At 72.1% G+C, this 14,222-nt stretch carries 15 protein-coding genes and 1 pseudogene; 5 read left to right on the top strand and 11 right to left on the bottom strand.

Translation table 11 applies throughout. The features are described 5' to 3' along the window. The first annotated feature begins 28 nt into the window (after window positions 1-28). A complete protein-coding gene (locus tag AB0M11_RS05300) occupies window positions 29-721 on the top strand; it encodes a VOC family protein (RefSeq protein ID WP_365701558.1) in 693 nt (230 codons plus the stop codon). 256 nt (window positions 722-977) lie between these two features. After that, window positions 978-1,397 carry a tetratricopeptide repeat protein gene (locus AB0M11_RS05295; RefSeq protein WP_365701556.1) on the top strand — a complete coding sequence of 140 codons (420 nt, stop codon included), beginning with the start codon at window positions 978-980 and terminating at the stop codon, window positions 1,395-1,397. A gap of 107 nt (window positions 1,398-1,504) precedes the next feature. Here AB0M11_RS05295 and egtD read toward each other — a convergent pair whose 3' ends face one another. The 5 genes from egtD to egtA are packed head-to-tail and all read right to left on the bottom strand — an operon-like array spanning window position 1,505 to window position 6,216. Next, on the bottom strand, window positions 1,505-2,485 hold the full coding sequence (gene egtD / locus AB0M11_RS05290; protein ID WP_365701554.1) for an L-histidine N(alpha)-methyltransferase: 981 nt from the start codon (window positions 2,483-2,485) through the stop codon (window positions 1,505-1,507). Between the two features lie 44 nt (window positions 2,486-2,529). Next, window positions 2,530-2,781 carry a hypothetical protein gene (locus AB0M11_RS05285; protein WP_365701552.1) on the bottom strand — a complete coding sequence of 84 codons (252 nt, stop codon included), beginning with the start codon at window positions 2,779-2,781 and terminating at the stop codon, window positions 2,530-2,532. Next, the gene (egtC, locus tag AB0M11_RS05280) at window positions 2,778-3,557 is read right to left on the bottom strand and encodes an ergothioneine biosynthesis protein EgtC (RefSeq protein WP_365701550.1); all 780 of its coding nucleotides are present in this window, start codon (window positions 3,555-3,557) and stop codon (window positions 2,778-2,780) included. Before egtC ends, AB0M11_RS05285 begins: the two co-directional genes overlap by 4 nt. Next, on the bottom strand, window positions 3,557-4,888 hold the full coding sequence (gene egtB / locus AB0M11_RS05275) for an ergothioneine biosynthesis protein EgtB (RefSeq protein WP_365701548.1): 1,332 nt from the start codon (window positions 4,886-4,888) through the stop codon (window positions 3,557-3,559). The genes egtC and egtB overlap by 1 nt, the downstream gene beginning before the upstream one ends. Further along, window positions 4,885-6,216, bottom strand: a complete 1,332-nt coding sequence (gene egtA, locus AB0M11_RS05270; protein WP_365701547.1) for an ergothioneine biosynthesis glutamate--cysteine ligase EgtA — start codon at window positions 6,214-6,216, stop codon at window positions 4,885-4,887. Before egtA ends, egtB begins: the two co-directional genes overlap by 4 nt. Window positions 6,217-6,494: 278 nt before the next feature. Here egtA and AB0M11_RS05265 point away from each other — a divergent pair. After that, window positions 6,495-6,575, top strand: a pseudogene (locus tag AB0M11_RS05265) (TIGR02452 family protein); the annotation flags it as partial. 32 nt (window positions 6,576-6,607) lie between these two features. Here the strand turns inward: AB0M11_RS05265 and AB0M11_RS05260 are convergent. Together AB0M11_RS05260 and AB0M11_RS05255 are read right to left on the bottom strand one after the other, a co-directional pair. Continuing rightward, complete coding sequence (locus tag AB0M11_RS05260) at window positions 6,608-7,057, bottom strand: type II toxin-antitoxin system PemK/MazF family toxin (protein ID WP_365701545.1); 450 nt, start codon at window positions 7,055-7,057, stop codon at window positions 6,608-6,610. A gap of 20 nt (window positions 7,058-7,077) precedes the next feature. After that, on the bottom strand, window positions 7,078-7,821 hold the full coding sequence (locus AB0M11_RS05255; RefSeq protein ID WP_365701543.1) for an alpha/beta hydrolase: 744 nt from the start codon (window positions 7,819-7,821) through the stop codon (window positions 7,078-7,080). A 53-nt stretch (window positions 7,822-7,874) separates the two neighbouring features. Between AB0M11_RS05255 and AB0M11_RS05250 the strand changes: the two genes are divergently transcribed. After that, a complete protein-coding gene (locus AB0M11_RS05250) occupies window positions 7,875-8,288 on the top strand; it encodes a helix-turn-helix domain-containing protein (protein WP_365701541.1) in 414 nt (137 codons plus the stop codon). 61 nt (window positions 8,289-8,349) lie between these two features. Here the strand turns inward: AB0M11_RS05250 and AB0M11_RS05245 are convergent, their stop codons facing one another. The 3 genes from AB0M11_RS05245 to AB0M11_RS05235 all read right to left on the bottom strand — a co-directional run bounded on the left by AB0M11_RS05245 (window position 8,350) and on the right by AB0M11_RS05235 (window position 10,374). Then, window positions 8,350-9,840, bottom strand: a complete 1,491-nt coding sequence (locus AB0M11_RS05245) for an SPFH domain-containing protein (RefSeq protein WP_365701539.1) — start codon at window positions 9,838-9,840, stop codon at window positions 8,350-8,352. 133 nt (window positions 9,841-9,973) lie between these two features. Next, on the bottom strand, window positions 9,974-10,192 hold the full coding sequence (locus AB0M11_RS05240; protein WP_206306337.1) for a hypothetical protein: 219 nt from the start codon (window positions 10,190-10,192) through the stop codon (window positions 9,974-9,976). A 20-nt stretch (window positions 10,193-10,212) separates the two neighbouring features. After that, window positions 10,213-10,374, bottom strand: coding sequence for a hypothetical protein (locus AB0M11_RS05235; RefSeq protein WP_365701536.1), 162 nt, complete (start codon window positions 10,372-10,374; stop codon window positions 10,213-10,215). A gap of 213 nt (window positions 10,375-10,587) precedes the next feature. Here AB0M11_RS05235 and AB0M11_RS05230 point away from each other — a divergent pair, with 213 nt between their 5' ends. Continuing rightward, window positions 10,588-11,979, top strand: coding sequence for a glycoside hydrolase family 43 protein (locus AB0M11_RS05230; RefSeq protein WP_365701534.1), 1,392 nt, complete (start codon window positions 10,588-10,590; stop codon window positions 11,977-11,979). A 219-nt stretch (window positions 11,980-12,198) separates the two neighbouring features. On the opposite strand, the gene AB0M11_RS05225 is transcribed toward AB0M11_RS05230, so the two are convergent. After that, window positions 12,199-14,136 (bottom strand): caspase family protein, encoded by a 1,938-nt coding sequence (locus AB0M11_RS05225; RefSeq protein ID WP_365701532.1) that lies wholly within the window; start codon window positions 14,134-14,136, stop codon window positions 12,199-12,201. Between the last annotated feature and the right edge of the window lie 86 nt (window positions 14,137-14,222).

Below are 14,222 nucleotides of genomic sequence, written 5' to 3'. Positions count from 1 at the left end.
GCCGGGCCGTCCCTGCGAAGATGCGGGGATGGAGCACAAACTGAGCCGGCAGGAAGCGTCGGAGGCGGTCCACGACTCCGGCTGGCGTCTGCTGCTGGGCACGTTGAAGAGCTCGGTCCCGGTCGGGTCGTTGGCCGAGGCCGTCCGCCTGGCAGCGGTCGCCGCCGAGGTGTGCGGCAGCGACGCCGATCAGCACCTTCGGGTGGACTCCCGCCCCGATCGGGTCGTGTTCACCCTGCAGTCGTCGGCGCACGCGGCGGTCACCACCCTGGACGTGGCACTCGCGCACCGGATCTCCGCCGCCGCGGACCGGGCCGGGGCGCTGACGCAGCCGGAGATCGGCACCGGGGCGCCGCGGTCGGTCCAGGTCCTGGAGATCGGGATCGACGCCCTGGACATCCCCGCGGTCCGGCCGTTCTGGAAGGCGGTGCTGGGTTACGCCGGCGAGGCCGGCGCGGAGGGCTCGAAGGATCCTCTCGTCGACCCCGTGGGGGAGGGGCCCGCGGTCTGGTTCCAGCAGATGGACCGGGCGCGCCCGCAGCGCAACCGCATCCACTTCGACGTCTGTGTTCCGCACGACGAGGCACCCCGGCGGATCGAGGCCGCGCTGGCGGCCGGGGGCCGCCTCGTCTCCGCCGGCCGCGCCCCCGCCTTCTGGGTACTCGCCGACCCGGAGGGGAACGAAGCCTGCGTGACCACGTGGCAGGGCCGGGACGGCTGACACCCGCGCGTACGGACCACCGTACGACTCCGACTCCGCCTGCTCCGCGGACTGCCGTGGCGCGTTCCTGGTGATCACGGCCGAGGGGCGAGCCGTGTCCGGGGCCGCCGCCGCGCCGTCCCGCCGGCCGGGGAACCGGTCTGACCACGGCGGGCGGCCCGAGCGGCGCCACGCCCGGCGGAGGCGGAATAGAGATCAGGGTGCTCGTGTTGCGGGGTGCAGTTGATGATTCAACGACACGGGAAGGGTGACGGCGATGCAGTTCGACCAGGCCACTGGCGGCGTGGCGCCCGACCGGTGGGCGAGCGCTCTGCACCTCTTCGACGACGGCGTCGGCGGACCGCACGAGGAGAGCACCACCGAACGCTGGGAGCGGGCCCAGCTGCTGTTCGCGGCCAGGGACTACATCGGCGCGGCACGGCTGCTCACCGACGTCGTCGAGGAAGCGCCGGAACAGACGGGCCCGAGGCTGCTGCTGGCCCGTGCCTACTACCACTCCGCCCAATTGCGGCGCGCCGAGGAACAACTGCGCCGGATCGTCGAGCGTGACCCGGTGGAGCGCTACGCCCACCTGATGCTGGGCCGGACCCTGCAACGCCAGGGCCGACAGGACGAGGCCCAGCCGTGGCTGCGCATGGCCGCCGCGTTCGCCGGAGAGTTCCCCGGCGACGACTGAGCGGCACGGCGGCGAGCGGGCCGAGCCGGTCCGAGGCGGTACGCGCGCCGCCGGGAGAACAGGACGCGCGCACCTGAGCGTGCTGTTCTCCCGGCGGACGGGGTGCGTCAGCCGGCGGTGGCCAGCGTCAAGGTGAACCCGGCGTCCGGGTCGGCCCAGAGCTGGTCGGTGCTGAGGCCCGCGTCGGCCAGTTCACCGCGCAGTCCGTCGACGGTGAACTTGGCGCTGCGCTCGGTGATCCATTCCTCTCCGCGCCCGAAGGGCACCGCCAGGTCGAGCCCCCGGACCTTGACCAGTTGCTCGACGCGGCTGCGCAGCCTCATCTCGATGAGGCTCTCCGCGCTGTTCCACACTGCGACGTGGTCGAAGGCGTCGGGATCGAAGTCCGCGTCCAGCTCGCGGTTCAGGACGTGCAGCAGGTTCTTGTCGAACTCGGCCGTGACGCCCTGGGCGTCGTCGTAGGCGGCCGTCATCTCGTGCTCGCTCTTGACCAGATCGGCGCCGAGCAGCAGGAAGTCCTGCGGACGCATGATGTCCCGGAGCCCGCGCAGGAAGGGGCCGCGGGCGGGACGCCGGAAATTGCCCAGTGTGCTGCCGAGGAAGGCGATCAGCCGCGGGCCGTCCTCGGGCAGCGAGGGCAGGACGAGCGGAGTGGTGAAGTCGGCGCGCAGGGCGTGCAGCCGGATCCCCGGGTAGTCCCGCACGAGTTGGGCACTGGCCTGGTGGAGCGCGTCCGCGCTGACGTCGACCGGAACGTAGTTCAGGCCGGTCGGTCCCAGCGCCTCGATGATCAGCTTCGACTTCGTCGAACTGCCGGACCCGAGTTCCACCATGGCGCGGGCGCCGGTGCGCGCGGCCACGTCCTGGGCGTGCGACCGGAGCAGCCCGAGCTCCGCCCGCCACAAGGGGTACTCCGGCAGCTGGGTGATCTCCTCGAAGAGTTCGCTGCCCCGGGCGTCGTAGAACCACGTGGGCGCCGTGGACTTGGGGGTGCTGGTCAGCCCGCGGTGGATGTCGGCGCGCAGTGCCGTGGCGTAGTGCTCGGCGTCGAGGGTGTCGGTGTAGCCGTAGGGGTGGACGCTGGTCATGGTTGCCTCGTTTCGGTCGACGTCCTGCCGGTGCGTACCTGGAGTCACTGCGCGATCCAGCGGTCGGGGGCGGATCCCGAGCTCTGCCGAGCGGTGGCAGGACGAGGACGAGTGGTCGCCGCTGCGGCGACACGACCTGTGCGGGAGGTGCGGGAGGTGCGGGAGGTGCGGGACGCGGTGAGCGCCGCGGCCGCGGGCCACTCGGGGGTGGCGGGACGGCCGGCCGGTACGCCGGCCTGCGGCGCGCCGTCCGCCGCGCCCTCGGGAAGGACGGGGGTGACACGGAAGGGACTCACGTACAGGGCTCCTTTGGTGGTACCGATGCCAGGTCCTCGACCGGGGCGAGCACGACGCCCGCGCGGCTCGCGGTGAGCAGCGTGCGGTCGGGGACCTCCTGCCAGCGCGGGTCGTCGTCGTACGGCTCGGAGGCGACGACGGTGCGCAGGCCGGGTTCCGCGAGGTAGTGGAGGCTGTCGCCCCAGGCGGTGGCGGTGATGGTCTCGCCGTCGGTGAGGAGGAGGTTGAGCCGGGCCGCGGGCGCGGCCTCGGCCACCTGCTGAACCGTTTCGGCAAGGGCCGGGCCCGGCTCCGTGCCGGACCGCAGCCGGTGCAGGACCAGCGCCCAGACGAACGCCGAGTCGGTGCGGGCCTCCAGCGACAGCAGGTCGGCCGGGGGCAGCAGAGGGACGAGCGGGGCCAGTGACCGCGGCCAGCCGGGGACGGCCCCGTTGTGGCTGAACAGCCAGCGGCCCGCCGCGAACGGCGCCGCGGCGGCCTCCGCGTCCGCGCCCGCAAGGGTCGCGTCCCGTACGGCGGCCAGCAGCGCGCCGGTGCGCACGACCCGGGCCAGGTCGGCGAAGGACTGGTCGGCCCAGATCGGCCCCGCCCGCCGGTACCGGGCCGGCTGCGGATCCGCCGGGGCATACCAACCCACCCCGAATCCGTCCGCGTTGACCGTCCCGTACCGTTGGCGCCGGGGGGCCCACGACTGCCGGTACAGGGAGTGCTCGGGCTCCACGAGGAGCCGGCCGAGCGGCTCCTCGGGCCCCAGAAAGGCCAGGTGACGGCACATCAGGCGGTCTCCGCCGAACGGGCGGTGCGGAAACCGGAGAAGATCTGCCGCCGGATCGGGTAGTCCCAGTTGCGGAACGTCCCCCGGCAGGCCACCTGGTCCACGGCGAACGAACCACCGCGCAGCACCTTGTACTCGGGGCCGAAGAACACCTCCGAGTACTCCTTGTACGGGAAGGCGGCGAAGCCGGGGTAGGGCAGGAAGTCGCTGGACGTCCACTCCCACACGTCGCCGATCAACTGCCGTACCCCCAGCGGGGACTCGCCCTCGGGGTAGCTGCCCGCCGGGGCCGGGCGCAGATGCCGCTGGCCCAGGTTGGCGTGGCGGGGCGCCGGGTCGGCGTCGCCCCAGGGGTAGCGCCGGGACCGGTTCTCGCCCGGGTGGTGCCGGGCGGCCTTCTCCCACTCGGCCTCGGTGGGCAGCCGGCGCCCGGCCCAGCGGGCGTAGGCGTCCGCCTCGTACCAGCAGACGTGCAGGACGGGTTCCTCGGGCGGCACCACCTCGGTGACCCCGAACCGGCGCCGCAGCCACTGGCCGCCCTCCCGGTGCCAGAACAGCGGCGCCGAGATGGCGTGCTGCCGGATGTGCGCCCAGCCGTCGGGCGTCCACCAGCGCTCGTTCTGGTAGCCGCCGTCCGCCATGAACTCCAGGTACCGGCCGTTGGTCACCGGGACGGTGTCGATCCAGTAGGACGCCACCTCCCGCCGGTGCGCAGGCCGTTCGTTGTCCAGCGCCCAGGGCTCGGTGGAGGTGCCCATGGTGAACGGGCCGCCGGGGACCAGGACTTCGGCGGGACCGGTGAACGGCGGCGCCGGAGCCGGGTCCGGGGCGGTCAGCGCCTGCGGCCCCTTGCGCAGCTGATGGGTGATCAGCATCGTCTCGTCGTGCTGCTGTTCGTGCTGCGCGATCATCCCGAAGGCGAAGCCCGCCTCGGTCAGCCGGGTGCCGGTGAACGTCGCGCTCTCCAGCAGGTCCAGGGCCCGGCCGCGCACCTCCGCCGCGTACTGCCGGGCCTCGGCGGGCGGCAGCAGCGGTAGCGAGGGCCGCTCGGAGCGCGGATGCTCGAAGGCGTCGTAGAGATGGTCGATCTCGGGGCGCATCGCCTCCCGGCCGCCGACGGTGCGCAGCAACCAGAGCTCCTCCTGGTTGCCGATGTGCGCGAGGTCCCAGACCAGCGGGGACATCAGCGGGGAGTGCTGGGCAGTCAGGTCGGGACCCTCCACGCAGCTGGTCAGCAGCGTGGTGCGGTCGCGGGCCGTGGTCAGGGACGCCAGCGCCCTCTCCCGCAGGGTCTCGATGTCGATGTCGATGTCGACGTCGGTCTCGGTCATGCGCTGATGTCCTTCCCGTGGGCGCGACCGGCCGCGCCGCGCAGTCGGTCCAGCAGGTCGTCGGCCGGGCAGCGGCCCCGCAGGACGTACCGGTCCCGGTACGCGGCCACGGCGTCCATGACCTCGGGGTCGGCGCCGAGCCTCGGCAGGGCCTCCAGCGCCGCCCTGAAACAGGCGACGGCGGCCTCGTGCAGCTCCGGGTCGCGGAGGCCGGTGCGGGCCGCGTCGAGCCACAGCGGGTTGTTCGGGGCAGGGTGCGGGCCCGCCCGCTCCGCCAGCGGTTTCACCGTCCGGTACGCGGTCTCGGCGGCCTCCGGGTCGTCGAACAGCGCCGCCGTCACCGCCAGCGGCACGATCCACCCGTCGTCGCCGGGCTGCGCGTCGATCATCCGCAGCTCCAGATGCCCGCGCGGCCGGACCGGCGGGAACAGCGTCGTGAGGTGGTAGGCCAGGTCCGCGCCGGTGGGCGGCGCTCCCGACCGGGTCCAGGCCCGGAAGGTCAGGCCCTCGGGCACGTCCCAGGGCCCGCCGTCCCGCCGGACGCACATCACCGGTGCGTCCAGGACGTGCCGGGCCCAGGCGGTGCGCGGGTCGCCGTCCAGCGGGGGCGCGCCCGCCCGGCCCGCGCCGATCTCCATCCACAGCAGCTGCCGGGTGGAGACCCAGCCGGTGGGCCGCTGCCCGACCAGCGGGGAGTTGGCGAACGCGGCCACCAGTACGGGGCCCAGCTGATGGGCCAGCCACCAGCGCCGGGTGTAGCCGAGCGGGCCGGGCTCCTCGTGGCCGGCGTCCAGGCAGACCTGGACGGACGCCGAGGCGCACATCATGTGGCGGCCCGCCGTGCCGGTGCGGTCCAGGCACGCCTCCATCGCGTCGTAGCGCGGCTCGCGCAGGAAGCGGCGGGGTGCGTGCCAGGGGTCGTGACCGACGCCCAGGATTCCGAGGCCCTGTTCGGCGAGGACCTTGCGGACGGCGTCCAGGTCGGCGGAGACGGTGCCGACGCACTCCGTGAGGGAGGCGGCGGGCGGCGAGCTGAGCTCCAGCTGGCCGCCGGGTTCGACGGTGAGCGCCGACCCCAGGGGCACCGTGCGCAGTGCGGCGTAGGCCGTTTCGAGTCGTTCGGGTGTCACCGGGAGCCGCGGCTCGCGCAGCTCGTGGACCAGCCATTCCACCTCGACCCCGAGGGTCCGGGGCGGGCCGGTCTTGAAGCAGATGCCCTTGACCAGGGCCTCCACCTCGGCCTCGGTGACAGCGGTGCGGTCGTCCGAGAAGTCGGTTCTCACGGAGCCGTCGGTACAGTGACCACCGTCGGATACTGAGTCGGACATGTCGGGATCCTCCTGAGATTCCACCATGCCACCGCCCCGGCCGTGGATGCGTCCGGGACGGCATCGTCCGTTCCACCCAAGACCGTCGAGCCCGTTCGCACAAGGGCACCAATAGGGATGTTCTGGATCGGTAACCTCTGCTTCCTTGCGTGTTTCCGACCGTTTCCGGCCAAGGAAACTCCGTTGCACGGCACCACCAGCATCACTCAGGATGCCTGCATGAGCACGACGGGGGAGGCCGCGCGGGCCGTGCTCATGGCGTCCACGGGGGTGGCGCCATGAGCGCGCGCCTGCGCGGCCTCCCACGGCAGACCGAGGAGATCGGGGCGGCCGGGCGCCACCGCGCGCCCGACGGCCGGGGCCGGGGGCCGTGCGCGGCGAGGCGCCGGGCTCAGCTCCAGCCGTAGCGCTCGTGCAGCCGGTGGCGGACGAGGTTGAACCGGCCCCGGTCGAGCGCGCAGGCCTCCCGGCGCATGCCGTCCTCGTGCAGGCGCAGGACGCGGTCCGCGTTCACCCAGGAGTCACGGCCGGAGCGGTCCCAGGGGCCGCTGCCGATGGCCACCCACTCGCGGTCGTCGTCGTGCCGCTTGCTGGACAACTGGACGGCGAGCAGGGTGCCGGCCGCCTCCCGGGCGACGACCAGCACCGGCCGGTCCTTGCCCCGCCCGTCGTTCTCCTCGAAGGGCACCCAGGTCCACACGATCTCACCCGGGTCGGGATCGCCGTCGTGGGCGGGGGAGTACTCGGTGCGCACCGTGCCGACCTCGTGCGGGTCGGCCTCGGTGGTCGCGGTGGGGCCGTACCGGCCGGGGATGTTCTCGTCGTCGATAAACGCAGTCACGAGGGCACCCTAAGTGGGCCTCAGCCTGCGAGGACCGGCGGGGTGGCGGTGCGGCGCAGCTCCGCCTCGATCAACTCGGCCGTGACGTCGGGGCATTCGATGTGCGGAAGGTGACCGGCCTCGGGGACCGGCGCGAACCGGCCCTGCGGGAAGGCCTTCGCGTAGGCCGCGCCGTACGCGGGCGTGACGACACGGTCGCTCTCCCCCCAGATCACCAGCGCGGGCTGCCGCACCCGCCCCAGCCGGGGCAGCAGCTTCGGGTCGGTCATCCGGCCGCCGTCGGTGAGCAGCCGCATCGTGGCCATGTTGGCCTGGCGGCGGGCGAGTTCGCTGCCGGACAGGGTGGCCGGGTCGACGTAGAAGCGGTCCGGGGCGTGCCAGGAGTGCTCGGCCTGGGCGCGTGGATCGAGCGCGAAGAAGTCGGTGACCTCCTCGCCTTCGATGTCCGCGCCGACCGCGTTGATCAGGACCAGGCCGGTGATCTGCCCCGCCGTGTCGCGTACGGCCATCTCGGCGGCGAGGTATCCGCCGAGTGAGGAGCCGATGACCAGGACGTCGCGCAGCCCGTCGTCCTGGAGCAGGTGCAGGTAGGCGACGGCGAGGTCGTCGACGCTCGTCAGCCAGTCGGGGCGGGGCGTGCCGTCCCAGCCGGGGTGGACGGGGGTGATGGTGCGGGCCGACCCGGCGAGGCGGCCGGCGAGTCCGGCGACGGTGGCGGGGCCGCCGCCTCCGTGCAGGACGAGCACCGGACGGCTGCCGTTCAATCTAACTAAGGATGTTTATATAAACAAGCTTAGTCTTGGGTTACAGTAGAGCCATGCACGATGACCTGCAGCTTCTCGGAAGAGCGGTGAAACAGGCCCAGTACCGGCAGCACCGGGCGCTGGACAGCGCGCTCGCGGCCGTCGGCACCACGCTCGCGCAGTGGGACGCGCTGCGCGCCATCGACCGCTCGCCGGGCGCCTCGGCGCGCGAGCTGGCCGCGGCCACCTTCCAGAGCGAGCAGGCCTTCGGCACCCTGGTGGGCCGGCTGGCCGCGCAGGGCCTGGTGGAGCGGCGGCCGGGCCCCGGGCGGCGGATCCGCCACCACCTCACCCCCGACGGGGAGCGGACGCTGGCGGCCGGGCGCGGCGTGGCCGGCGAGGTGCTCGCCGACTGCTTCGCCGGGCTGTCGACGGAGGAACGCGCGACGCTGCTGACGCTGCTGCGGCGGCTCAACGCGCGGGAGTGAGCGCGGGGGTGCCCCCGGCCGCGGCCTGGGGCACCCCTGTTCTGCGGTCGCGCACCGGCGGCTACGCGCCGTCCTGCTCCACCGGAACCTTCTGCGGCGTCGGCCCGCCGGCCCCGTTGAGAACCGGCGAAGCCGCGGCCGGGGCCTGCCCGTTCTGGTTCATCGAGGCGAGGAGCTGACGGGCGAGACCGAGCCCCGTACCGCCCATCGTGAGCGCCTTGGCGAACAACTCGGCCATGCCGTCGGCGCCGTTGAGCAGCACCATGTTGTCGACGTTGCCGAAGGCGGACGCACCCGCCTTGACGATCTCCGGCCAGTTCTCGGCGAGTTGCTGGGCGACGACCGCCTCCTGGTTCTCCGCGAGGGCGGCGGCGCGTGCCTTGATCGCCTCGGCCTCCGCGAGGCCCTTGGCCCGGACCGCCTCGGCGTCCGCGAGCCCCCTGGCCTGCGCGGCGGCCGCCTCGGCCTCACCGGTGGCCCGGGTGGCGGCCGCGGTCGCCGCACCCCGGGACTTGGTCGCCTCGGCCTCGGCGCCCGCGGCCGTCTTGACCCGGGTCGCCTCGGCCGCGGCCGCCAGCTCGGTCTCCTTCGCCTTGGCCTGGGCCGCCGAGATGCGCGCGTCACGCTCGGCCTCGGCCAGCGTCCGCTTCTCGTAGGCCCTGGCGTCGGCCGGCTTGCGGACGTCCGCCTGGAGCTGCTGCTCGCGCCGGTGCGCCTCCAGCTCGGCCACCCGCGTCTCCTGGACCACGACCTCCTGCCGGGCGGCGGCGTCGGCGAGCGGACCCGCCTGCCGGGCCTGGGCCGCCGCCTTGTCCCGCTCGGCCTGGTAACCGGCCTGGAGGATCTCGCTGTCCCGGGTGGCCTCCGCCATCCGGGCGAACGACTGCTGCTCCGCCTCGGTGGCGAGCCGGTTCGCCTCCGCCTGCGCGATCCGCGCGTCCCGCTGGACGGCCGCCGCGTGCGGCATCGCCAGGTTCTGGATGTACCCGGTCGGGTCCTCGATCTCATGGATCTGCAGGGAGTCCACGATGAGCCCCAGCTTCTCCATCTCCGTGCCGCAGGCGGCCCGGGTCTGCCCGGTGAGCTTGTCCCGGTCGCGGATCATGTCCTCGACCGTCAACCCGCCCACGATGGACCGCAGATGACCCGCGAACACGTTGTGCACCCGCTCGGACATCATCTTCTGCTGGTCCAGGAAACGGCGACCCGCGTTGGCGATCGACACGAAGTCGTCGCCCACCTTGAAGATGACCACACCCCGCACCTTCAGCGGAATGCCCTGCTGGGTCACGCAGTCCACCGACAACTCGGTCTCGTTCAGGTCGAGGGAGAGCTTGCGCACCGCCTGCACGCCGGGCAGCACCAGCGTGCCGCGCCCCGTGACGATGCGGAACCCCATGCCTTCCTCAAGGCCCTCGGTCCGATGGTTCGAACCGGAGATGATGAGCGCCTCGTTCGGCTCGGCCACCCGCCACATCATCTTGAACACACCGATCAGCACGAGAACGGCGAGAACCGCCGCGCCCGCAACGACGCCGACAACCATCGGCATACGCCCCCTTTGGATGGTGCCCTCTCGGCACCGAACGAAGGGAGTGTGCGCCCGCGTGAGCGCCGGGTGAAGACGCTCGGGATTCCTTGTTGCAATCTTGACGCATACCCCCCTCACCTGGGGCTACGCCCGCTCAACTGTCGTACGCGGGCGTGACGTAGACCGTCCGTGGCGGCAGGTACTCGACCACCATCACGACCGTGCCCCGCTCGAACCGGCCGGTGCCGTCGGCGGCGTACGCGAGGAAGTGCTCGGCGCCCCCGCGAACCCGGACGATCACCTCGCCGACGAGCCCGGGTCCGACCGTTCCGGTGACCCGTCCCATGAGCCCGACCATCGACGCATCGTCCATGGCCAGAGGGTACGGGCAGGTCAGGCGAGAGGAAAGCCGCCCGCGTCCGGCACGGCCGGGGAGCCGGCGGTCACCGGCCGCGGCGGCCGGAGTTCGTGCCGGCTCAGTTCGGCCTCCAGCTGAGCGGCGAGGGAGACGAGCAGCGGCTCGCTGTCCGCCGGGCCCAGCAACTGCGCGCCCACCGGCGGTCCGTCCCCGGCACGGGTTCACCGGAGAGCGACGTCGACCCCGTCCGAGCAGGACAGGTTTCGCACAGCCGACGTTCAGCCGGGCCCCAGTCCTGTCCAAAGTATTGACGTGAACCTGTCGCGAAACTTACGTTCTGGCGACTTCTCGAACCTAGTTCGACATACCGGACGCACTGTGTCCGTCTGCACGAGCCCCGGAGAGCCGCCGTGACCACACGTCCCCCCGCCACCCCCTCCCGACGCACCCTGCTGCGCGCGCTGGCCGCCCTGCCCGCGACCGCCCTGGCCCTGGGCGAACTGCCCGGCCTGCGCGGCGCGGCCGAGGCCGCCGCCCCCGCGAGCGGCTACGCCACCCGTTACACCATCGTGCCGTTCCTCAACAGCGACGACGGCACGGTGAACGTCTACCAGTCCGACGACGCCACCGACTTCCGGCTCCTGCAGTCCTCGGCCTACACCCCGCCCAGCAACCGCATCCGGGACGCGAGTGTCTTCAGGCACACGGACGGCTTCTACTACCTCACGTACACCACCCACACCTGGCAGGACGAGAGCACCACGATCGGCTTCGCCCGCAGCGCCGACCGGGTCGCCTGGACGTTCCTGTACGACTACCCGGTCCCGATCGCGAACCTGTCCCGCGCGTGGGCGCCGGAGTGGTTCGTGGACAGCGACGGCAGCGTCAACGTCATCGTGTCCTGCTCGACGACGGACGGCGAGTGGATCTTCACACCGTACGTCCTGACGGCGACCGACTCCACCCTGACGGCCTGGACCGCACCGACCGCCCTCGCCGGCCTCGGCCCGAACCACATCGACACGTACCTCGTCAAGGTGGGCTCGACCTACCACGCTTTCACGAAGAACGAGACGGCGAAGTACATCGAGTACGCCACGGCCACCAGCCTCACGGGCCCCTACACCATATCCAGGACCGGCGACTGGGCGGGCTGGGGCAGCTACCGCGAGGGCCCCAGTGTGATCCAGCTCGACAACGGCGGCTGGCGGATCTTCTTCGACGGCTACGGCGACGGCACCTACTACTACAGCGACAGCTACGACACGTTCGCCACCTGGACCGCCCCCACGGCCCTGCCCACCCTCTCCGGCACGGCCCGCCACTTCACGGTCATCAAGGAGACGGTGGCCGGCGGAGCGTCGCTGACGAGGAACGCGACCCGCTCACTCCAGTCGGTCAACTACCCCACGCGGTACTGGGAAGAGGTCTCCTCCCTGCTCAACCTCCCCGTGGTGACCGGCTCCAGCGCCACCGCCGACAGGCAGGCGGCCACCTTCACCGTCGTCGCGGGACTGGCCGACTCGGGCGGCTGCTCCTTCCGTGACGCCGCCGGCAACTACCTGCGCCACTACGACTTCCGGGGCCGCTTCGACGCCGACGACGGCACGACGGCGTTCGCCGAGGACGCCACGTTCATCGCCCGCACCGGCGCCACCCCCGGCTCGGTCCGCTTCGAGTCGTACAACTACCCCGGTTACTACCTGCGCCATTACAACTACCAGCTCCGCGTCAACCTCTCGGACGGCACCGACCTGTTCCGCCAGGACAGTTCGTTCGTGCCGGTGTCGGCCTGGGGCTGACCTGCACCGAGAGGGCCCGGTGAGCGGCGGAACGCTCGCCGGGCACTCGACGCCGAGGCTTCCGGTCTGCTGCTGTTGGCAACGCTCGGTCTCCCGAAGCATGAGGGTGACAGCGGGCGTCGCACCAAGCGGGCTTGCCGGGCGGCGCTCCTGCTCGGGGTCAGCGTCTCCCTGGATGCGTATGTCGCCGCGGGTCCGCGGGGGAACGCCGTTTCGCACTCAGGTCGTCGGTCGGTCGGTGAGCAGTTCCTGCCAACGTTCTTTGAGGGTGCTGCGCAGGAGGTCGTGGAAGAGCCTGTAGACCGTGGTGCCGTCACTGCGGTCGGTCACCAGGTAGGCGCTCAGCCGCGTGCCGAGCAGCCACGCGATGTCGCTGTCGCCGTAGTAGTCGCCGTCGTCGTCGACCGCGTGCGCCATCAACGGCCATATCCCGCGCCATGGGATGCCCGACCCGAAGGCGAACGCGACCGCTCTCATCAGGATGACCGCCCGTCGTCGCTCCGTGGGATCCTTCACGCTGTTGCGCAGATCGGTGCGGAAGACGCCGAGCAGACCGTCGTCCAGAGCCCGGAGCCACGTGCTGTCCTCCGCGCGCACGACCTCGTCGCGGCCGGCGAGCGACTTCGCGGCGATGCGCGCTACGAGGAAGGACCGCCCCGCCCGTTCCCCCACGGCCTGGGCGACTGCTGCCGCGGCGTCCGGGTCGGTGTCCGCGTAGGGCGAGCCGGGGGTCAGGGTCAGGATGCTGCGCACGTAGGCGACGACGTCGCGCCGATCCCACCATGGCGCCTCGTCGACGGAGATCCGAGTGGCGCCCAGCAGCTGTTCGGCCAGGTCCGCCAGGATCAGCGCCTCGGGTTGAACCGTGCCCCGGGCCCGCGTGTCGTCGGTGGCCGCCAGGGAACGGACGCCGATGAGCAGGCGCAGCCGTGGGGTGGCCGGATCTGGTTCCAGGTACGTGAGCAGCTCCCTGACGAGAGCCTGTGGGTCGGCGGCCTCGTCGAGTGCGTCCACGACGATCGTGATCGGTGTGTCGTGCTCCTTGAGCCAGGCGTGCCAGGCAGCGAGCTGGTCGTCGACAGTGGGTTCTCCGGTACCTGCGGGTACGGGCACCTGAAGCGCCGAGCAGATCTGGGACATGACCCGGCTGTGCAGTTTGCCGGTCGCGAGCACGGCGACGTCGACCGCTCCTGGCGGTGGCCGCAGATCCGCCGGCACCTGCTCGACCTCGTGCGCGTACTGCTCCCGGAAGCGCTGATCGCTCAATGTGACCAGGCGCGCCAGCGCGGCGGACTTGCCGCTGCCCGCGCCTCCGGACACGATCACCGCGCACGGCTCGCCGGTCGCCGAGGCGATGAGCCGCCGCATCAGCGCACGCCGTCCGGTGAAGAGCCAGCCCGGTTCGTCGACCCGGGCCACGCCACGGGACCGCGGCGCCCAGTGAGTGGTCAGGTCGTCTCGCGGAAGGGCGAGTTCCTGCCGGGCCGCCTCCAGCTCAAGCGTCGAGCGACGCTGGTGATGGGGGTTGGGCAGGCACACGTGCGGCCCGAAGAGCCGACTGCCGTAGAGCGGGCGCAATGTCTGTCCCTCGCCCAGCATCTTCTGCACGTCCTGGAGGAAGTCCGCGACGTCGAGGTAGGGGCCCTCGCCGTAACGGCGCCCCTCGGGCTTGCACAGGTTTTCGAGGAACCGGGAGATCGCCCCGGTCAGGGCTCCCTCGACTGCCTCCTCCTCGCGGGTCGCGCTGGGCAGCACCAGCCATTGCCGCCCCGGCCTCTTGCTCAGCCGGAGCGCCGCCTCGGCGACGCCGCCAGCGAAGCAGGCGTCGATGATCAGGAGCAGGTGCTGGACAGGTGTGTCGTTGAGCCACGCGATGAGGTCGGCGGTGCGGAGTGCGGTCGTCGACACCATGTCGTAGTCGCTGTCGGTGAAGACCAGGTAGTGGGTGTCGTTCGCCTCCACGCCGTGACCGGAGACGAAGACGACCGCGGCGTCCGCCTCTGTCCACTTGCGTTCACGGGCCAGTGACCTCAGACGATCGCGCACGAGAGCCTCGGGCGGGTCCTCCGCCAGTTCGGGCCACACCTCGTCGAACCGGCGTTCACCGAGGTCGCTGGAGCCCAGCCACTGCTTCAGCGTGGCGACTTCGTCCCGCACACCCGGTAGTGCGGGCCATACGGGGTCCCGGTAGGCAGCGGTTGTGATCGCGACGAAGTGTCGCCGTAACACTTCATGACCCACAT

Source organism: Streptomyces sp. NPDC051987 (genome assembly GCF_040680735.1).
Classification (GTDB): domain Bacteria; phylum Actinomycetota; class Actinomycetes; order Streptomycetales; family Streptomycetaceae; genus Streptomyces.
The sequence above is the reverse complement of the archived record's forward strand: the minus strand, read 5'-3'. Positions and strand labels throughout refer to the sequence as shown.